16 protein-coding genes are annotated in these 19,746 nt (G+C 45.0%); 3 read left to right on the top strand and 13 right to left on the bottom strand.

The genetic code is table 11. From position 1 onward, the window contains the following. Positions 1-44: 44 nt before the first annotated feature. Complete coding sequence (gene cysI, locus MHI53_RS11420) at positions 45-1,763, bottom strand: assimilatory sulfite reductase (NADPH) hemoprotein subunit (RefSeq protein ID WP_340373525.1); 1,719 nt, start codon at positions 1,761-1,763, stop codon at positions 45-47. Between the two features lie 27 nt (positions 1,764-1,790). Then, positions 1,791-3,605, bottom strand: coding sequence for an assimilatory sulfite reductase (NADPH) flavoprotein subunit (locus MHI53_RS11415; protein WP_061141470.1), 1,815 nt, complete (start codon positions 3,603-3,605; stop codon positions 1,791-1,793). A gap of 330 nt (positions 3,606-3,935) precedes the next feature. Here MHI53_RS11415 and MHI53_RS11410 point away from each other — a divergent pair, with 330 nt between their 5' ends. Next, on the top strand, positions 3,936-4,844 hold the full coding sequence (locus MHI53_RS11410) for a LysR family transcriptional regulator (protein ID WP_061141471.1): 909 nt from the start codon (positions 3,936-3,938) through the stop codon (positions 4,842-4,844). Between the two features lie 1,156 nt (positions 4,845-6,000). Here the strand turns inward: MHI53_RS11410 and MHI53_RS11405 are convergent. The 11 genes from MHI53_RS11405 to MHI53_RS11355 all read right to left on the bottom strand — a co-directional run bounded on the left by MHI53_RS11405 (position 6,001) and on the right by MHI53_RS11355 (position 17,098). After that, positions 6,001-6,789, bottom strand: coding sequence for an SDR family NAD(P)-dependent oxidoreductase (locus MHI53_RS11405; protein WP_260320147.1), 789 nt, complete (start codon positions 6,787-6,789; stop codon positions 6,001-6,003). 21 nt (positions 6,790-6,810) lie between these two features. Next, on the bottom strand, positions 6,811-7,320 hold the full coding sequence (locus MHI53_RS11400) for an aromatic-ring-hydroxylating dioxygenase subunit beta (RefSeq protein ID WP_061141472.1): 510 nt from the start codon (positions 7,318-7,320) through the stop codon (positions 6,811-6,813). Positions 7,321-7,341: 21 nt separating this feature from the next. Continuing rightward, complete coding sequence (locus MHI53_RS11395; protein WP_061141473.1) at positions 7,342-8,643, bottom strand: aromatic ring-hydroxylating dioxygenase subunit alpha; 1,302 nt, start codon at positions 8,641-8,643, stop codon at positions 7,342-7,344. 42 nt (positions 8,644-8,685) lie between these two features. Then, positions 8,686-9,471, bottom strand: a complete 786-nt coding sequence (gene nadX, locus MHI53_RS11390; protein WP_340373524.1) for an aspartate dehydrogenase — start codon at positions 9,469-9,471, stop codon at positions 8,686-8,688. Positions 9,472-9,487: 16 nt separating this feature from the next. After that, positions 9,488-10,933, bottom strand: a complete 1,446-nt coding sequence (locus MHI53_RS11385) for an aldehyde dehydrogenase family protein (protein WP_340373523.1) — start codon at positions 10,931-10,933, stop codon at positions 9,488-9,490. Positions 10,934-10,947: 14 nt separating this feature from the next. After that, positions 10,948-12,636 carry a thiamine pyrophosphate-binding protein gene (locus tag MHI53_RS11380; protein WP_340373522.1) on the bottom strand — a complete coding sequence of 563 codons (1,689 nt, stop codon included), beginning with the start codon at positions 12,634-12,636 and terminating at the stop codon, positions 10,948-10,950. Between the two features lie 27 nt (positions 12,637-12,663). After that, on the bottom strand, positions 12,664-13,455 hold the full coding sequence (locus MHI53_RS11375) for an SDR family oxidoreductase (protein WP_061141477.1): 792 nt from the start codon (positions 13,453-13,455) through the stop codon (positions 12,664-12,666). 94 nt (positions 13,456-13,549) lie between these two features. Beyond that, on the bottom strand, positions 13,550-14,485 hold the full coding sequence (locus tag MHI53_RS11370; RefSeq protein ID WP_061141478.1) for a VOC family protein: 936 nt from the start codon (positions 14,483-14,485) through the stop codon (positions 13,550-13,552). 124 nt (positions 14,486-14,609) lie between these two features. Continuing rightward, on the bottom strand, positions 14,610-15,143 hold the full coding sequence (locus tag MHI53_RS11365) for a cupin domain-containing protein (protein ID WP_061141479.1): 534 nt from the start codon (positions 15,141-15,143) through the stop codon (positions 14,610-14,612). 259 nt (positions 15,144-15,402) lie between these two features. Continuing rightward, the gene (locus MHI53_RS11360; protein WP_061141480.1) at positions 15,403-16,218 is read right to left on the bottom strand and encodes an IclR family transcriptional regulator; all 816 of its coding nucleotides are present in this window, start codon (positions 16,216-16,218) and stop codon (positions 15,403-15,405) included. A 73-nt stretch (positions 16,219-16,291) separates the two neighbouring features. After that, entirely contained in the window at positions 16,292-17,098 is an 807-nt protein-coding gene (locus tag MHI53_RS11355; protein ID WP_340373521.1) for an alpha/beta hydrolase, read from the bottom strand. A 612-nt stretch (positions 17,099-17,710) separates the two neighbouring features. Between MHI53_RS11355 and MHI53_RS11350 the strand changes: the two genes are divergently transcribed. Then, complete coding sequence (locus MHI53_RS11350) at positions 17,711-19,000, top strand: MFS transporter (RefSeq protein ID WP_340373520.1); 1,290 nt, start codon at positions 17,711-17,713, stop codon at positions 18,998-19,000. A 498-nt stretch (positions 19,001-19,498) separates the two neighbouring features. Further along, positions 19,499-19,681: a YppF family protein gene (gene yppF, locus MHI53_RS11345; RefSeq protein ID WP_081092341.1), complete on the top strand. Its 183-nt coding sequence runs from the start codon at positions 19,499-19,501 to the stop codon at positions 19,679-19,681. Positions 19,682-19,746: the final 65 nt, after the last annotated feature.

Genomic DNA, 19,746 nt, shown 5'->3' with positions numbered 1-19,746 from the left:
AAACGAGACAGGAAGCCATTCCCGTCTCGTTTTTGTTGTAAGGATCAATCATGAAAATTCGTACCATCCGTCACTTCTTTAACGATTCCGGCCCGGATGACAAAGTCACCGAAATGCTCTCCTTCCGTCCGTTCTTTTGCAAATCGTGAAAGCAGGACCTGCAGCTCGTTCAAAATTTCTGCTTCCCCGATATTTTCACGGTACATCTTGCTTAGCCGGCTCCCATCGAATGCGGCACCGAGATACATATTGTACTTGCCAGGCGCTTTTCCGATAAAACCGATTTCTCCAAGTGCATGACGGGCACAGCCATTCGGGCAGCCGGTCATTCGTATCGTGATTTCTTCTTCCCTCAATCCGTTTTCATCAACGATGGACTCCACTTTATCAAGCAAAACCGGCAAATAACGCTCCGCTTCCGCCATTGCCAGTCCGCATGTCGGAAGTGATACACAAGCTATCGCGCTTCGGCGGAGGGCTGAATGGTTTGCCCCATCCGTCAATCCATATGCGGCAAGCAAACCATTGATTTTTTTCTTTTCCTGACTTGATACATTGGCAATGATCAGGTTTTGGTTGGAAGTCAGCCGAAAGTCACCTGTATGAATTTTCGCGATCTCACGTAAACCTGTCATCAGTTTGTACTCATTCCGATCCGCGATGCGGCCACCTTCGACAAACAAGGTAAAATGCCACTTCCCTCGTAAACCTTTCACCCAGCCGTAACGATCGCCATTATTATCAAAATGATAAGACCCCGCCTCGTCCAACTGCCAACCCAGGCGATTTTCCAGTTCATTCTTTACCGTCTCGAGCCCAAGGCGGTCAACGGTATATTTGAAACGGGCATTTTTCCTTACGGAACGATTTCCGTAATCACGCTGAATCGTAATGACTTTTTCCGCCACTTCAAGGATCTGGTCAGGTTTACAAAAGCCAATTACTTTAGCTAGCTGGGGATATGTCGATTTATCACCGTGGGTCATTCCCATACCGCCCCCGATCGCCACATTGAATCCAACGAGTTTTCCGTTTTCAACAATTGCTATGAAGCCCAGATCCTGGGAGTATACATCTATATCATTCGATGGAGGAACAGCAATGCCTATTTTAAACTTCCTTGGCAAATAAAGCGGTCCGTACATCGGTTCGATATCTTCCAATTCAGGGGTGCCTACAACTTTTTCTTCATCCAGCCATATTTCATGGTACGCCCTTGTCCGTGGCAATAAATAATCACTCAATTGTTTCGACCATTCATATACTTCGGAATGGATTTCAGATTGGAAGGGGATCGAATTGCACATGACGTTCCGATTGACATCACCGCATGCGGCGATGGTGTCGAGCATGGACGCATGAATCTCCTGAATCGTTTTTTTCATATTCCATTTCAATATGCCATGCATCTGAAAGGTCTGTCTTGTCGTCAATTTCAAGGTACCGTTTCCATATTTGTGGGCAAGATCATCCATGACCAGCCATTGTGAAGGCAACGCGACCCCGCCCGGCATGCGCACACGCAACATGAACTGATAGGCTGGCTCAAGCTTTTGCTTTTGGCGTTCATTCCGCAGATCGCGGTCATCCTGCAAATAGCTGCCATGATGTTTCATCAGGCGATTATCATCATCCGGAATGCCGGCGCTAATGCGATCTTGCATCACCTCTTCGAGTGTACCGCGCAAATAGTTGCTTCTTTCTTTTATTTGCTCAACATCACTCGGCAGTCCTTCAGGTGCTTTCAATAGTCGGTTCACCATGTTGTTATCTCCTTTTCATCAATAGTTTCAGTACACATCACGTTGATAGCGTTTATTCTGTTGCATGTCATCCAGGTAGGCCTGCGCATCGGCATGACTCATCCGACCTTCTTTTTCAATGATTCCAATCAACGTATGGTGGACGTCATGTGCCATGTTTTTCTCATCGCCGCAAATGTATATCGCCGCACCCTCCTGCAGCCAACGAAATAATTCATCGCTATGCTCGAGCATCCGGTTTTGTACATACACTTTTTCATCCGTATCCCGCGAAAAGGCCACATCCATCTTTGTCAATGCTCCAGTTTCCAACCACTTTTGCCATTCCGTCTGATAAAGGAAATCCGTCACGAAATGCTGATCACCGAAAAAGAGCCATGTTTTCCCGCTTGCTTCCGTTTCTTCGCGCTCCTGAATGAACGATCTGAAGGGCGCAACGCCCGTACCCGGTCCAATCATGATTATTGGTGTATTCCCATCAACGGGCTGCTTGAAGTTTTGATTATGCTGAATGTATACGGGCAGCTTATCTCCTGGCTGTAATCGCTCGGCACATAAAATGGAGCAAACGCCCTTTCTTTCCCGCCCATGACTTTCATAGCGGACAGCTCCGATTGTCAAATGCACTTCATCCGGATAAGCGGACAAGCTATTTGCAATGGAATAAAGGCGGGCTGGCATTTTTCTGAGAATGGAAACGAATTCTTGTGCCGACCCGCCCCATGAGCCAAAATCACGGATAACATCAAGCAAATCCCTGCCTTTGCGATATTCCTTTAGTTTTGCTTCATTTTCAGGTGATACAAGCGCCTTTAACTCCTCACTACCTGAAATCGCAGCCGCCTGCTCAAGCAGTGACTTAGTTAAAACGGTTATGTCAAAGTTGGAGATGAGCGCTTCCCTGAACGGCTGGAGGTCTCCCTGCTTGTTGACCTTCACCATTTCTTCTGGATCCCAATCGAGTTCATGAAGGAGCATATCCACTAAAGCTGAATCATTCTGCGGATAAATACCAAGGCTGTCGCCAGGTTGAAATGTAATTCCAGAGCCTTCAAGCGACAACTCGACATGACGCGTCTCCTTATTGGAGCCTCGGCCGTTCAAGTTGATATTTTCCAGCACTTCCGCCTTGAACGGATTCGTCCTCGAATATGTAGTTTCAGCCGTTTGTGCCAACGGTTCAATAACGGGTGAAACAGTATTGCCTTGCACCTTGCTTAAACTGGAAATGACGCCTTCGAGCCATTCGGCAGCCGGCTCATCATAATCAAGATCGCAGTCCATCCGCGGAAAAATCCTCGTGCCGCCAAGCTCTTCCAATCGCTTATCGAATTGTTTTCCCGTTTCACAAAAAAATTCATACGAGCTGTCACCAAGCGCCAATACAGAGAAGCGGAGATCATCAAGCCTTGATGCCCGTCTGCCATGAAGAAACTCGTGGAAGGATATCGTGTTATCTGGCGGATCACCCTCACCATGTGTGCTAACGATTATTAGAAGATTCTCGACTTTTTTTAAATTATTCACCTTATAATCGCTCATGGATGATACCGTTACTTGAAAGTCTTTACCCTTGAGCGTTCTTGCGGCATTCTCGGCCACCCCTTGTGCATTGCCGGTCTGTGAACCATATAGGATGGTAACTTCTTTTGATATTTTCTGGGCATCGGTTTGAGCTGCCGTCACCGGTTCAGCGACTGTATCTGGAATGGAAACTGACAGAGACGCAGCCAAATAACCGCTCAGCCAAACTTTTTGGTTTACTGTCAAGCCAGGCAGGAGATTGTTAAGAAGCTCTGCCTGTTCCTGATTAAAAGGACTGTTACTTACCTGAAGTTGCACGATTTCCACCTCACAAAGGAATATAAACTTATTTTAGTAGATTCTTATTTTCATTCACTCCATGAAATGAATTAACTCTTTTACTCCTATCGATCAAGTCGGTTTTAAATGCAAAAAAATTTAGAAAGTTCAGTTCATACATGGAGGGAACTGGAATCGATAGGTTGCTGCCAAATGAACAATTGACGTAAATAAGGAAAATAGCCTGCTTTACCTATACTATTGTTAAAATAAGTTCTTCATAATACTTTACCTGAGTGCTCATCATTAGTAAAATATATATAATTTATTGCTACTATTAAGAATATTAATAATAGAGGGAGTATTCCGATGTATTATGATGCTTTAAAAACTTTTGTGACGCTTGTGGAAGTCAAGAATTTTACAAAAACTGCAGAAATTCTCCTTATGTCACAACCAAGTGTTAGTTTGCACGTAAAGAAATTGGAAGAAGAGTTCCAAACGAAATTATTTCTTCGTTCACCTAAATTTTTAAAAGTCACCTTAACGGGCGAAATTCTCTACGAACGTGCTAAACAAATGATTACCATCTATGAACAGACCATCCAAGACATTCAGGAACATGATAGGTCGATCAAAGGAGAGTTAAAAATTGGCGCAAGTTTTACGATTGGAGAATACATACTGCCATCACTGCTCATTGACCTTCAGAAGGATTATCCTGAACTTGAGCTTCAAGTTGTCATTGGAAACACGGAAGAAATCGTTAAGGCCGTTCGGTTATATAAAGTCGATATTGGTTTGATTGAAGGTCAAACCAATGAAAAAGAGCTCTCCGTACACCCGTTTATGCAAGATGAGTTATTCGTCGTTTCATCGAACGACCATGAGCTCGCATGCAAAACTGAGGTGGAAATTGCCGACCTGCATGACCAAGCATGGGTAACAAGGGAAGTCGGATCCGGCACGCGGGAATACCTTAACCATGTGATACGTTCAAATGGCCTGAAAATTAAATCGATGCTTACCATCAGCAGCAATCAAGGAATCAAGGAAACATTAATCAAACATGGAGGAGGTCTTGCCCTCCTCTCCCGAAGTGTCATAGAGCGCGATGTCCAAACCAAAATCCTTTCCACTATACCCTTGAAGAATGAATCCTTTAATAGGACGCTTTCCTATGTTTATTCTCCCATCATGGAAGATAAAAAGAATGTGAAGACCTTTATTAGGGAATTAAACCGAAAATGGCCTTTGAAAACGAGATCGGTTGATTAATAGCATCATTCCTTCATTCTCCCTAACTCTATAAAAGGCCATGGCAGGAGCATTTCTTCCATGGCCTTTTATAGGATGCTTACCTAAACGGTGAATCGTGAATGACACCTTTCGCCTTACGTTTGGCTATTCTTCATTATGTATGTGCAAACCGCCCCGGTCCTGAACGGTTTTATGAATACAGGATTCCCTTCACCCTTCATACCGTTCCAGTAATTCAATGAACATTTGTATGTGGATGTTATATTTTGCATATCGGCCTTTTCCATTTAAAAAATTTCCTGTCTATATGACCGGATACCCCATTTCCACAAGCATCGCCCGTTTCTCATCCATGGCGTCCGCGGAAAAACCAATATGGTGGACTGCCTCTCCTAATGTGTCAAGATGTTCCCTCCATGTACTGGACGATTCGTCGGACCCGATCCATTCAAACTGGATTAAGGGCGTAACGATGAACGTATATCTTGCTTTCCCTTCAGTTGGTTGGCCTTTTTTAACTCACATTCGTTATGTCGGCTGGTCCCGAATCGATGATGTCCTATTTTCCGGTTCCCAACAACTTGCGGTCTGCTTCTGAAGCCGCATCCGAATCTCTTACAACAAACTTTCTACCTTATTTGTCCCTTATGGCGGCTGAATAGTTACCTCTTCATCGTTTTTCCAAGAAGTTTTCCGAGGCTCGGCACTCTCGAGCATTTCTACCAGCGTTTTGAGATCAGCTTGTGTATTTACATATACATCGTCGGTCACTTAAGGTGAATTCATCCGTTTGCCAAGCTGAATTTCCACCTTCATCCATGACGGGAACTCTCTTTTGAATAAAATCCACTTCTAAAGCGATATGCTGAATTCCTCACCCGCTTCATCGAGAAACTCCCGTATCGTTCCTGGATTTTCATCCGGATCAATCAGCACAAATTGGACGGTTGGTGTATGTTAGAAAAGCCCATTTAGATCTTGACTCCGTTGGTACACCCTTATAAATCACTTTTGAAACCGTACTGTCACCTGTCAAAAATGGTTCTGCCTTTTTTGTGCCACGCGGTTTGGAAAATGATAGATTGCAAGCCACGATATCTTTCAGAACCAATCTTTCCCAATAGTGCTTCAGCCATTTGATTCCCCTTCTCTTAAACGTTATTCGATCATGAACTCAGCCTAGTCCACGAACTGACAATCCACCATCGCTGGAAATGACCTCACCAGTAATTGCACGCGCTTCGTCCGATGCCAGGAGGACATAAGCTGCTACATGATCTTCGGGCATCTGGGCCAGCTGAAGCGGGTTTCTTTTTTTAATGCTGCTGGCTTTCGTATCATTGTCAACGATTTTCACGAATGGACGCAGTGGCGGAATGACCGACAATGCCGTCAGTGTGCCACCAGGAGCCACTGCATTTACCCGGATATTCGGAGCGAGTTCGAATGCAAGCTGGCGCATCAAGCCGATTTGGGCGTGCTTGCTTGCTGTGTACCAAACACCGCCGCCATCAGGATAGAAGCTTGCACCAGAAACGGTGAAAATGATGTTGCCGTTCGTTTTTTGAAGTTCCGCAAGTGCAGCCTTCGCTCCGAAGAAAGAGCCTTTGACATTAATATCAAGCAAAAAATCATAGGCTTCGGCCAGGGCATCCGGAGTGACATCGGCAAATTTCGCAAACCCATCGAAGACACCTGCATTCGCAATGAAAACATCAAGCTTGCCAAATTGCTCGACGGTGGCTTGCACCGCTTTTTCATTGTCTTCATATTTACTTACATCTCCTTGGTTGATGAGAATGTCTTCCCCAAACTCCTCTTTCATTTTCTTCAGCGTTTCCACGGAGCGTCCAATGATGCTGACCTTTGCCCCTTCTTGTATGAATCGTCGCGTGACAGCTTCGCCTATGCCCGAATTGCCCCCGGTAACGAGCGCCACTTTGTCCTTTAACGCCATTGCCATTATGAATCCCCCTTCAATCAGTTATATGAAAATTGCAAGATTCCTAGTATTTATCGTTGTTTGGTCAACAATGAAAATCCGCTTGGAAAGCTTCCAGTTACCTTCTTCGAAGATGAATTCATCATTGCGTTCCCCAGAAATCAAATCATGTTTAATATCGGTGCTGCGGCTGCGATAGATGAGCAGATAGCTTTTCACGACAGCTTTTTCACCTTCTACATAGTCTTTTACGCGTACATTGGAGACAAATCGCCGTGTTCTCGATGGCGGTATCTCAGCCCAGGCATAATCCGTTTTCAAGCGATCCACACGCAGCTTCAGCAGCTCGATGTCATCATTGAATGTGAACATGTCAGTGGAATAATCCGGACGTTCCACTCCTTCCTTGTTGATACGTACAGGCATTTGATAGCGAAGGCTACGGTGCATAAGATCGAACCAATGATCAAATTCTATATCATCCAGCAATTGTGCTTCATCATATAACCATTGCTCAAATTGGCACTTAACCAGCATTTCTTCCATGTTCATTTCCCTTCCTCCTCCCTCTTATCATTTCGTCATCAATTCCAGCCAGTATTTGTAGAAATTCCGCTGGCTCGCTTCCGTGAATTTATCATCATAAGCAACCCCGGGTCCTACGAATTCAACAGGTTCCCGGTGAAGGCCCATTGTATAGTTATAAGTAAGATTCTTAAGGAAAGGCATCGGGCCTTGAGCGGCTTCCGTGATATCCGTAAACACCTCCGTATCATCTTGTTCAAAAATACCGGAGGGGCTGAACGTCAGGATAAAAGAATCCCTTGAACGGTCCTTCCAATCTTGTGAGGCGTTTTTTTCAACGAGCATCCAAGCGATCACTTCCATCTTATTGTGACCGATCGGCCGCCACATTCGGACAGAGGTGTTTGAGATGAACTGGTCTTTGATTTTTGTATGGGAAATTAAAAAAGACAGGTTCGGGAAAACGTTTCCAATCATGTTCTTCAAGTTCGATAATACTCCGTATTGTTCTACAGACAAATTGCTTTTAAATTCTGCCTTCAATTCTTCAGGGAATGCAAAGTCCGGATTGGGCGTTCCCAAGTTAAGGCCATGTCCATTTTCGGTATGGATTTGGAAACCGCGCTTCGAATAAGTTGCACTCGGCACCATCCCCAGTTTTGCTATCGAACCGTGTGTAACCATCGTGTGATAGGAATCACCAACGAAATTATCGGACCCCACCTTCCAATTGGAACTCACGACAAATCGTTGAGGGACTCCGATCACTTCCATTTCTGCCCGGCCGACAAGGATATCCAAATACCATCTGATATCTCCGAGAAAATCTTCAAGCGGCTCTGCATCCTCATTCCAGGTCCCGAACAAAAGGCCCTTGTAAGATTCAAGTTTGACTTTGTGCAAACCCATCGTTGTGCGGTCAAGCGTCCCGCCGTAAATGTCCTTTTGCAGCGGAACCCCCACAAGCTCACCTGTGTTCTTGAAATTAAATCCATGATAAGGACATGTAAACATCGACTTGTTCCCTTTATCAGCCCGGCAAAGCTTCATTCCACGGTGCGTGCACATATTATAAAATGCCCGTATTTCCCCTTCACCATCACGAGTGATGATCAGTGAGTAACCAGCAAGTTCACGGGTCATGAAGTCTCCTTTGTTGGGAACTTCAGATTCATGGCCGACAAAAACCCAGGTTTTCAAAAACACTTTTTCGTGTTCGATTTCATACACCTTTGGATCGCCAAGGAGATAGGCAGGTATAACTCCTTCCTCTGGTTTGACCGTATCGTATAAATGGTTTACCACTTGCCGCTTGGACATTTCTTCCAATGGTTTATCCGTTTTAATCATACTTTTTCCTCTCCCTTCGATAGGCTTTCAGTCCATTTTTCATTATCCGATTTGAACGCATTTTTCGTTGTTTTGCAGCGTCGCCAAAACACTTAGTGCCGCAAGATAACTGGTTTTCGGATTATTGGGCAACGGTTCGTTTTCCACTTCAAGCTTCAGTTTCCCGAACGAGCCAGTCGCTTCGATCAAATGAATGTTTTTCACCACATTGGGATCGGCAATGATTTTCACTTTCGTACGCTCTGATCCAAGTCCGGCCAAAGACAAAACGATCGCAACATTGATATTTCTCGGAAACTGCTTGATGGCCTCTGCAGCAGAACCAACAAATAACACTTTTTCGTTTGCCAATGATGAACATGCCGGCAATGCGCTTGGCGGTTTTCTCGTGGTGATGGAGACGGTTTCAAGTCCATTCATGGCATTTGCCGATTTAAGGATATCAAGACCACCGATCGCACCTGACGGAAGGAAAAGCTGAACGTTATTCATTTGGCAAAGCTTGTTCGCGTTTTCGGCAAAATCAGGATCAGCCATCGCCCCGATACTGCTTAGCAAAAGGTCCTTGCCGCTTTTCAGCACATTCAATCCGTATTCCTTCGCAGCTTCAACCGTCGCTGCTTCAATGATTAAATCGACATCCGATTTCAGGATTGCATCGACATCCCCATACGCCTTTGCCTTGAATTCATCAGATAGTGGGGCAGCGATTTCTTCACGGCGTGCATAGATCGCAACGATTTTGCTGCCGGGAAGAAGTCCGTTTGCATTAATTGCTTGAAGCAGAAATTTCCCGATATTTCCGCATCCGATTAAACCCAATCTCATGTCATTTCATCCTTCCTCAATCAGCAAACCCGTAAGAGTCTGCAAAGAATTCAAGTCCGCAATGTTTTGTTTCCCGGGAGACACCGCTTTCTTTTAAGCCAGGGAAATCAAGGGCCAAATCATTGAACACCGTATGATTATTATGAAAGACCGCTCCAGCTTCCAGGCGATCTGCCAATTTAATGGCTACTTCCACGTTCTCTGTCCAAACGGATGCACGCAGGCCAAACTCACTGTCATTCGCAAGCCTTATGGCTTCTTCCTCTTCATTGAAGGGGATGATGGGGATGATGGGTCCGAATTGCTCGACCCGTACCAATTCGCTCTGCTGATTGACGCCTGTTACAAGGGACGGGAGCATATAGTAGCCAGCATCCCACGTTTCCGGATTGAGTTGAATGCCAGTCGTGATGATGTTTCCGCCTGCATTGGCCGTACGCTCGATCAAGCCTTGCACGAAATCGAATTGTGCCTTATTATTCAACGGTCCCATGGTTACGTCAGGCTGAATGCCATCACCGACCACCACCCTGCTAAACTCTTTGGTTAGCTTTCCAACAACCTCATCATGTCGTGATGAATGGACATACACTCGCTTAACCGCAGAACATACTTGGCCGGAAGCCCGTAAAATCCCCATTCTCAAACGTTGGATCGCCGCTTCATCCAAATTGGCATCTTCCATGATTAACGCCGGATCATTGCCTCCGAGTTCCATATATACGTTCTGCAGCTTCGGCGCCGATTTCTTCATGATTTCCTTTCCGGTTTCTGTACTCCCGACGAATGCCACTGTCCGGACACGGGAATCGGAACAAACCAAATCCCCAATCACTTTTCCTGAACCTGTCACTATATTGATGACTCCCGGGGGAAAATGTTCAGCCACGACTTTTAAGCAGGTCATGATCGTCAGCGGGCAATTCGTGGCAGGTTTCACGATAACGGCATTGCCTGCCAAAACAGCAGGTATCACCCGTTTGAAGGTTAATATCATCGGGGAATTCCATGGCGTGATAATGGCAGTGACCCCTCTCGCCCTTCTTCTGATTTGGACTTTTTGTTTACCTGCAACCTCTTCTGGCTTCCACCAATTCAGCAGCTCTGCTGCACAGCCCCTCATGACTTCCACACACCGTACCAAGTCTTTTTTAGCTTCAACAAGTGTTTTGCCATTTTCCCGTACAAACATTGTAACATTTTCCTCGATAATTTTTTCCAATTCAACCGCAGCAGCATTCATCCGGTCAGCCCGGTCGCTCACATCCGAGCGTGACCATGTATCAAAGGCCTTTTCTGCCACTTCAATTGCTTCATTCACGGTGTCCCCAGAACATATTGCCACTTGCCCTACAACTTCAGAAGTGTTTGCAGGATTGATTACCCCCACTTTTTCCCCTTGTTCTATCCATGCTCCATCAATTAGGCATTTACCTGAAACAAATGGGTATGTCGAAATCATTCTAAGGTCCCCCATCATAATTTTTTTGGTTTAAAGGCTTCGGCAGCACCAGGAGGACCGCCAAAAGGCTTGGCCATTGGCCCCACGGCTTCCATATCAACGACGATCATAGAGGGCTTGCGTCTTTCTTTCGCTTTTTTCAATTCGGATACGAATTCATCTCCTGAGCCGATTCGAACCGCAGCAAAATGCATCGCTTCAGCCAGTTGCACAAAATCAGGGCTCAATAAATCCACAGCTACCTGTCTTCCATACGCAGCAGATTGAATATTGCGAAGTACCCCATAACCAGAGTCATCAAACAATACGATGATGATTGGCAAATTTTCTTCCGCTGCCGTAACCATTTCCCCGATATTGACCATGAACCCCCCATCTCCTGCCATGAGAACGACGGTTTTATCTTGACAGCCCATTTGTGCCCCGATCGCCGTTGGAAGCCCTTGACCGATTCCGCCCCCTGATGCATGAATGGATGTCCTCGGTTCATGGATTTCAAACAGCCGGCTGCCCCATACGTTTGCCTGAACCGTTACATCACGGACCAAAATGGTGTCTTGAGGCAATATTTCCCTCATCCCGACGACAAATTGTTCATAAGGGCCAAGGGTGAGACGGAGTTGAGCGCGCACTTCATCACGAAGAGTACGGACTTCTTGTAAATAAGAAGGAGCCGGGTGCACTGATTTTTCCTCAAGCTTATGAATGATCGCTGCCAGCATATCTTTTGCATCACCAACCAAACCTAGCGTGGCTTTATAGTTTCGGTTGATTGCCTGCCAATCTGCATCAATCGCTATATGAGCTTTGGGGACCGGCACCTTCCAGTTGGAGGTTTCATTTCCCCTGAATCTTACGCCTACGCTAATCAATAGATCGGCATTCCTCAAAAACTCTTTCGTTTGTTCATAGGCAGCAAAATGCCCTATGCACTGTTCATGGTTTTCAGGGATCGAACCTTTTCCTGATTGACTGGTTATGACTGCTGCGCCCAAAAGCTCGGCTAATTTTTGCAGCTCTTGCGAAGCGTTGGCGCTTATGACCCCGCCTCCGGACCATATCACCGGCCGCCGTGCTTTTGCGATTTGTTCCATAACCCGTTCAGGAATAATGGCTGCCGTTTTCGTTTCAAACTCTGGAGCCTGAAGCTTATCGGCTGAAAGATCATCGATGATGGCCGATTGGTAATCGATGGGGATTTCCAATGTAACCGGTCCGGCTGGAGCCGTCAATGCTTCGGTTATTGCCTGCCTTACGACTGCTCCAGCTTGGGAGGGGTTCCTAAGCCTTACTGCATTTTTGCAGGCACCGTCCATCATGGCTAGCTGGTCCTTGCACTCATGTATGTATCCTTTGCCTGTTCCAAGATAAGCGGAAGCGACCTCGCCCGTAAGGTGAAGAAGCGGTACTCCAGCCGCCCATGCCTCCACCAATGAACCCGCGGCATTTCCAGCTCCTGTACCTGTACTGGTAATCACAACGCCCAATTTCCCCGTTGCACGAGCATATCCATCGGCCATGTTGACCGCTCCGCTCTCTCCGCGTGAACAAACGAGTTTAATCGTTCCATCTCTAAGAATCGCATCATAAATCGGCATATTGTGAATGCTGACGATACCAAAGGCTACCTCAACACCTGCATGAACCAGCTCCTTCACGATGGAATCGGAAGTCGTAAACTCCAGTTCTTCTATTATATTCATCGCGTAATCCTACCTTTTCAGTAATATTTAAAGTGCCTTTCCAATCGCTCCTGCCGTTTCAATCGTTGAACCCGCCACATAACTTGCTTTTTCCGAAGCAAGGAAAACGATGACACTGGCGACTTCCTCCGCTTCACCTACACGCCCGAGCGGGATATTCCTCTTGTTCGCAAGATCTTTGTAATACTCGTCCGCATCCATATGCGGTGCATTTTTCATTCTTCTCCGCTCCCACTGATCGGTCCGAATCAATCCGAGACTTACAGAATTCACCAATATATTGTCAAAGGCCAGTTCCTGGGACAGCGTTTTGCTTAAATTCAAGAGACCAGCCCTTGCCGCTGCAGTCGCCACCATGTGACGCTCCGGTTCTTTGGCTAGCGTTGCATTAATATTGATGATCCGTCCTCCGCCTCTTTTGACAAGGTGCGGGTGCGAAGCGCGAACGGCATATATGATTGCAAAAAACTTTAATTGAATCTGTTCATCCCACTGTTCATCCGTTATGTCAAAAAAATGACCCATCACGCTTTGCCCGGCGGCATTCACCAATATATCGATCCCGCCGAACCTTTTTGCCGTTCCATCAATGAAGGAATCCACTTCCGTTCTTGAGGTGACATTACAAATTGATGCAAAAATATCTTCTTCATCAGCTAGTGAGAGCAAATGACGTTGAGCATTATCCATACGCTCCTTGCTTCTGCCGCATATAGCCACCTTCGCGCCTTCAGCTAAAAACATTTCTGCTGTTTTCAAACCAACGCCCGATGTGCCGCCCATGATGACAGCCACTTTTCCTTGCAGGCCCAAATCCATCTTGTCACTCCTTTTCGAAACCCTCTTCTTTAGAAATTACCCTGCCCTAATCTTCTTGTGCCTTAAGGATACGGGAGGAGATTAGAAATCCCTCTCATTTTTCCGACATGATGGATTCACTTGTGGAAGCATCCACCCAGCCCAAATCAGGTTCTCCGCCCATCGCCTTGCGCGCTTCAGGTTTCGGCGGACCTGCAATACCCCATTGATCCATTAAATGCGGGACACGTTTCCAAACACGCGCTCGCCATTCCGCCTCATCCTCAATCGTTTCCAGGTAGCATGTATACTCCATGACAAAACCGCCCGGGTCCTGGAAGTAACAAAAAATATTGTCACCCGGTCCGTGACGTCCAGGCCCCCAAAGCTCGGAAAGTCCGGCTTTCCGAACATTGCTTATTCCGCGCATCAGCTCATCCACGGAATCAACCTCATAGGCAATATGGTTTACGGAAGCATGGCCTTCTTGATTGAAAGCAATGGAATGATGCTTCCTGTTGCACCTTAGAAAAGACATTTGATGCTCGCTCCAATCGGTAACTTTAAAACCAAGGATATCTGTATAAAACTTTACGATCATATCCAAATCCCTCGTGTTCATGACAACATGATTCAGTTTCACTGGATCTACATTCTTCTTGTTCCAAATTGAGGTTTGAACCTCGACCCAAGCTGAAAGCTCGATCACCCGGTTTTCCGGATCAACGAAGCGTAATCCATAACCTGCACCCGCTTCATCCAAATATCCCGGTTGATCGATGATTCGAACACCCTTCGATTGTAAAATTCCCGCCGCCCGATCCACGGCATTTTTATCAACCATCCCGAATGAAATGTGGTGCAGGCCACGCTGCTCTCCCTTATGAAGACTTAAAATATGATGTTCTGGGCCAGCACCACGGAAATAAACGGTGTTCTCTTCAGGGGCCGGCACCCTGTCCAAGCCCCAAACCTTTTCATAAAACGCTGCTTGTTCATCAAAGTTCGGCGTGATCATGCCAATATGGCGTAAATGGGTAATTCCAAGCATCTTTTTCTCCCTCCCATAAAAATAGATTACTTTTTAACAGAATGCATGGACCGGAAATAACAAGATAATCGAAAAGGGCGCCCGATTAATTTTCATAATGCAGGTGCCCTTTTCGTGTAAATGATCAGTCTTTAATGATGGCCTCTCTTTCTTTCGAGCGTTGTTTCCGAAGTTCCTCAAGCTCGCTTCCCTCAGGGTATGTCGGCAGGTTAGGTTTCACCGCCCCAAGCATGACAAGCATCCGAGCTTCAACATCCCCGTCATTCCTGATTCCCCGATAAACTCCTGGAGGACTGCTTATGCAATCTCTGGCATTTAACTTGATCTCATGCACTTCACTGTAACTATCTTCCTGGATCAAGGCCGTAACTTCCCCCTCAAGGATGAAGAATACTTCTTCAACATCATCGTGAAGGTGCAAAGGCCCGATGCAACCGGGTGGAAGCACCATCGTACTGAGCGTGAAGTGTTCACCTGCAATGACATTTGTGTCATTATTCGCAGTGGCACCACGTCCGATATATCTCATCTGTGCACGCTTATATGCCGGATCGATTTCTTCCTGGAACTTCAGGACGTTCCAATCGAGCGTCCGATCCTTCAGCCTTGCAACATATTTTTTTTCGAAATCCTTCACTGAAAAAGTCTCTTTTGTCATTATTAAAATCCTCCTTTTACGCGTTTATGTTTCATTGGCAAAACAATGTTTCATTTATAAATTAATACTAAAACGAATCCCATTCATTGTCAATTAATTTTTGGAATATTAAAAACATTTTACATTACCTGCGCGATTGGCACTTTTTTTGCTTACTAGGGCAGAATCTGTCTTTTTTCCACAAAAAAATGTGGACACCCAAGTTTTAGGAATCCACATTTTTATAATGGTTGATACATTTTTGATCGTATACATCTCTTCAGACATCTTCATGTTGAAATGGCTTTGCTCCACTATATCCCATGTACACGGATAACTGCCGGGAAATTTCCAGCAGTTTCGGCAGGGCGATTTTATCGATGAAGTCTGCCTGATAAGCCGATTCTGTCGCCACGACATTCAAGGCAGCCAGTACCTTACCATTCCTATCAAAAATAGGTGCAGCTACAGAACGGATGCCGGGGTGGAATTCCCCGCTTGTCATCGAGTAACCATTTTGGCGAATCGCCTCCAGTTGCTTCATGAATTCCCCAGGAGTAGTAAGTGTTTTGTCCGTATAAGGTGTAAGGTTCGATATTTTGATCATTTGCATAAGCATTTCTTTCGGTTGATAAGCCAAAAGTAATTTCCCATTCGCCACCGCATGTGCAGGCAGCCGCAAGCCGATGTTCACATTGACAGCGGAAACGCCTCTGATCGGAGCACTGCCAACATAAACGACTTCCTGTCCATCCAAAATGGAAAGATGGCAGGAGGCTCCTATTTCATCACGCAGTGCCTCCATATATGGTTGGACAATTTCCTGGAATTTCAGGCTATTCAAATAACTGAATCCCAATTCCAGCACTTTTGGGGTTAAACTATACCGTTTTGTATGTTCGTCCTGTGATAGGTAGCCAATATTTTGTAACGTAAATAATAACCGGTATGGAACCGTTCTGCTCACACCCAGTTGTTTTGCAATTTCCGAAAGAGACAAATTCGGCTGTGATTCATTGAATAGCTTAATGATCTCCAGCCCTCTCACCAATGAATTAGCACTATATTTCTCTTTTTCTTTTTCTTCGCTTACCATTCGCGTATTCCTCCAGTTGTATATTCATCTCATTTCTCGTTTTTCCAAAAAACCACAATCTTCAAGTCACTTATTATGTATGGTCTGCCAAGTGCCGCTTCAAAAAATCAGTAACAATTTCATTAAATGTTACCGGATCTTCCTGATAGCATAAATGGCCGGTATTCGGGACGATGGCCAATTCGGAATGGGGAATCAACTCATGAAAAACCTTTGATTCACTAACAGGCGTGACCAGATCCAATTCACCACAAATGACCAAGGTCGGAACGGATATGGATGAAAGCAATTCCATTTGGTTTACATTCGATAAAGCGTACGATACGGACCGGTATCCAGCTGGGCGTACTTGCGACATGATCCGTTCCGCTTCCTTGACTACCCCGGAAGAAGCATTTTGCGATAAGAGCGCCTTCACTCTTTTCCTCGCAAGTTCCTCCGGCCTTAACGTATTAATCGAATGTAATCTATTCTGAAGTTTCCGTTTATTTTCCTCAGAGCTTACCCCGGCCGCTCCCCGCGTCGCATCCGCTATGATCAGCGCCTCAACCATCTTCGGAAACCTGCTTGTAAAATCGAGCGCAATGGCCGATCCCATCGAATGGCCGAGCAGGTACACCGATGGCAAACCTAGACTCTCAAGAAATTCCTTCAACACATCCGCAAACTGCGAAAAATCCTGAAATTCTTCCTCTGGATCAGAACTTTCACCGTAACCTGGCGCATCCCAGGCAATTACCCTGAAATCTTCCTTCAACTGACTGAGCTGTTGCTTCCATGACTGTGAATTGTTTCCTAAGCCATGCAAAATGACGAGCGCCTTTCCATCTCCCGATTCCAGATAGTGAATCGAGTGTTTTTCCAAGTGCCTGATAGACATTTTTAAACCTCCCAATCCTTTTTATTATCACGAATGAATAGATTAATTGCTTATTTGTTAATTAAAGCATATTTACGAATATAAAACTATTTGGGTGATTCAGTCCTTTCGGCATTTTGCAATGACCAAAGCACTGCTTGATCAAGACTTATCACCTTCCAAATATATCTAAGTTTGAAAATAAAAACAAACGTAAAATTTCATAATTCGGTAGAGAAGCGGGTTTCTTGAAGCGGAAACCTCTTAATAAACGAGAGCCAAATTCTTCATCATTACCACTTGCATTTTCCCAATCATTTTGCTTATCCTCTTTTTCCCCGGTTTGATTAGTTGTTTTTTACTGTCATTCTCACCTGACAGTCCGGAACTATTTTCTAAAAATATAAAATTATCAAAATATTAAATTGACAATCAATTCTATTTATTTTATCGTTAAGAAAGTGAAACGTTGTTTCGCTTACAAAACATCACCCAGAAAAGTCACCTTTAGTTTCATTAAAGAAAGGCGGGATGCGGCGGATAAGGGGGACAATCCAAACCAAGATCCGACATTCACTTATTCTTGATGGTAAGTGTTTTAAGTCATGCTAAAATTGACAAGGAGATGGTGTTGTGTTAAATGGGAAAAAAAGATGGTTGTACATTGCCGTTCCAATTTTTTTCTTTTGGTTTTTCGGACAAATAGATAAGGTTGGCATTTCCATCATTCAAACAGATCCAGAATTCTTGAATGCACTCGGTATGACAGGTGATGATAAAAATGCAAAAATCGGTCTTCTTTCTTTCGTATTCACGATTGCCTATGGAGTATCAAACCTTTTTTGGGGATTCATCATCGATAAACTGGGGGCCCGAAAAACCGCCATTGCCGGTTTATTCATATGGACACTTACCATGATTACGTCAGGCCTTGCCAATTCGTATGAAGTGTTCCTGATTAGCAGGATCATACTCGGATTCGGGGAAGGCATGATGATTCCCGTATCGGGGAAATTCATTTCCAACTGGTTTCATAAACGTGAATTAGGAAGGGCCCAGTCCTCCTGGCTTACTGGCAACTATTTAGGGCCAGCGATAGGGGCCATTATATTGGTGCTTGTTATCTCTTTACTTCACTGGCAAGCTGCTTTCTTCATGCTCGCAGCATTCAACTTATTCATCAACATCCCGATGTTCATTTTCATGACGAGAAATACCCCGGAGGAGCACCCCCGGTTAAGTAAAGAAGAATTGGCTTTCATTCGCCAGCAGGATGAGGAAGACAAGAACGGCGAACCATCCGAGGCTAAAAATTTCGCCAAAGATCATCGCTTCTGGATCGTTTGGTTCGGTATGCTTGTCTGTTCATTCCTGTTTTTCGGAATAAGTATTTGGCTTCCTACTTATCTTATAGAAGCAAAAGGCTTCGAAAAGGAAGGAATGTCGAGCATAACTTCCCTTTCCTGGTTATTTGCGCTTGGTTTTGTCCTGGCATGCGGCTTTCTAGCAGACAAGACGCGGCGTCCCAGCTTGATGGCCTCGCTTCTATTTGCGATGACGGCTATCTTTTTGACAGTGGCCGTCTTCATTGGAAATCCAATTCTGGCAGGGCTATGCATGGGACTGGCAATGGGTGCCCAAGGCGGAGTGTTCCATCTGAGCAATATGCTCATGGTTAAATATTCAACGCCAGAAACGGCCGGGCGTGCCGCTGGCTTGCTTGGATTCACCAATATCATGGGCGGCTTCTCCAGTTATATCATGGGCTGGCTGCGCGATCTTTCCGGCGGGGACTTCAGTACATCGATTGCCATGCTGATTTTTGCAGCCCTCTTAGGCCTGGCCGCTTATATATTCTCCATTAAGAGAGAGGCAGCCGAACTTCAGGGAGCGCCATTTTCCGTTCAAAAAGTCCAGGCATGAAGTTCATTTAGTCATTACCCCTCACATCTCAATGATTGCCGTTCATAAACAAAAAGGTTTCGGGATGATTTCATTCCGAAACCTTTATACCTTCCTTATGTATTTCTTCTTCAAGGCAATGTTTCCTTACGAACGATGATAGACTCCCATTCCCTCATACTCTCACTCTTACATATGCAAGATCATTTCCCATCAACCTATTACAAAGTGGATTCGAAAAGATGAGCGGGTGACTGCAGTGAAATGAAACGGTCAATAACTAAATTCTCTCCATATAACTTGGAGAGGAGGAAGAAGCAATCTCAGTGCAAATCCTTAATAACTACGGGTAAATGCTTATTTTTCACCGGCCATGGCTTCTTTCGGCAAAGTTCGAATTTAACCGCTCTTATATTTGTATAAAAATGTCGATAGTTAAAATATTCAAAAAATGATAATTACTTGAATTACCGTGTTATATTGTTAATGAAAAAAATACTTGTCAAGTAAGGTGAGTGTGTGACTATAGAAGTTTTAATCCTCCATTACATTCAGGAAAAACGCCGGAAGCCCAATCATGCCAATGAATTGTTAGACTATATTCAAAATGAATATGTCAACGGTAAGCTGTCTATCTTACAATATCGAAGTCTCTGTCAGGATTTATACATTAGAGGAGCAAGCCCCACAACCTCTGGGTGAAACGAAGAAAGTTCGGGATGAATCTTATTCCAATCTCCTATGTCATCCAAGCCGGCCATATCCAT

This window comes from Peribacillus sp. FSL E2-0218, from assembly GCF_037992945.1.
GTDB classification, from domain to species: domain Bacteria; phylum Bacillota; class Bacilli; order Bacillales; family DSM-1321; genus Peribacillus; species Peribacillus simplex_B.
This window is presented reverse-complemented; position numbering and strand designations above follow the sequence as displayed.

Excerpts from the sequence above, each read along its gene's own strand:
- cysI (WP_340373525.1), bottom strand. The coding sequence starts at position 1,763 with ATGGTGAACCGACTATTGAAAGCACCTGAAGGACTGCCGAGTGATGTT.
- MHI53_RS11410 (WP_061141471.1), top strand. The coding sequence starts at position 3,936 with ATGTATTATGATGCTTTAAAAACTTTTGTGACGCTTGTGGAAGTCAAG.
- MHI53_RS11405 (WP_260320147.1), bottom strand. The coding sequence starts at position 6,789 with ATGGCAATGGCGTTAAAGGACAAAGTGGCGCTCGTTACCGGGGGCAAT.
- MHI53_RS11400 (WP_061141472.1), bottom strand. The coding sequence starts at position 7,320 with ATGAACATGGAAGAAATGCTGGTTAAGTGCCAATTTGAGCAATGGTTA.
- MHI53_RS11395 (WP_061141473.1), bottom strand. The coding sequence starts at position 8,643 with ATGATTAAAACGGATAAACCATTGGAAGAAATGTCCAAGCGGCAAGTG.
- nadX (WP_340373524.1), bottom strand. The coding sequence starts at position 9,471 with ATGAGATTGGGTTTAATCGGATGCGGAAATATCGGGAAATTTCTGCTT.
- MHI53_RS11385 (WP_340373523.1), bottom strand. The coding sequence starts at position 10,933 with ATGATTTCGACATACCCATTTGTTTCAGGTAAATGCCTAATTGATGGA.
- MHI53_RS11380 (WP_340373522.1), bottom strand. The coding sequence starts at position 12,636 with ATGAATATAATAGAAGAACTGGAGTTTACGACTTCCGATTCCATCGTG.
- MHI53_RS11375 (WP_061141477.1), bottom strand. The coding sequence starts at position 13,455 with ATGGATTTGGGCCTGCAAGGAAAAGTGGCTGTCATCATGGGCGGCACA.
- MHI53_RS11370 (WP_061141478.1), bottom strand. The coding sequence starts at position 14,485 with ATGCTTGGAATTACCCATTTACGCCATATTGGCATGATCACGCCGAAC.
- MHI53_RS11365 (WP_061141479.1), bottom strand. The coding sequence starts at position 15,143 with ATGACAAAAGAGACTTTTTCAGTGAAGGATTTCGAAAAAAAATATGTT.
- MHI53_RS11360 (WP_061141480.1), bottom strand. The coding sequence starts at position 16,218 with ATGGTAAGCGAAGAAAAAGAAAAAGAGAAATATAGTGCTAATTCATTG.
- MHI53_RS11355 (WP_340373521.1), bottom strand. The coding sequence starts at position 17,098 with ATGTCTATCAGGCACTTGGAAAAACACTCGATTCACTATCTGGAATCG.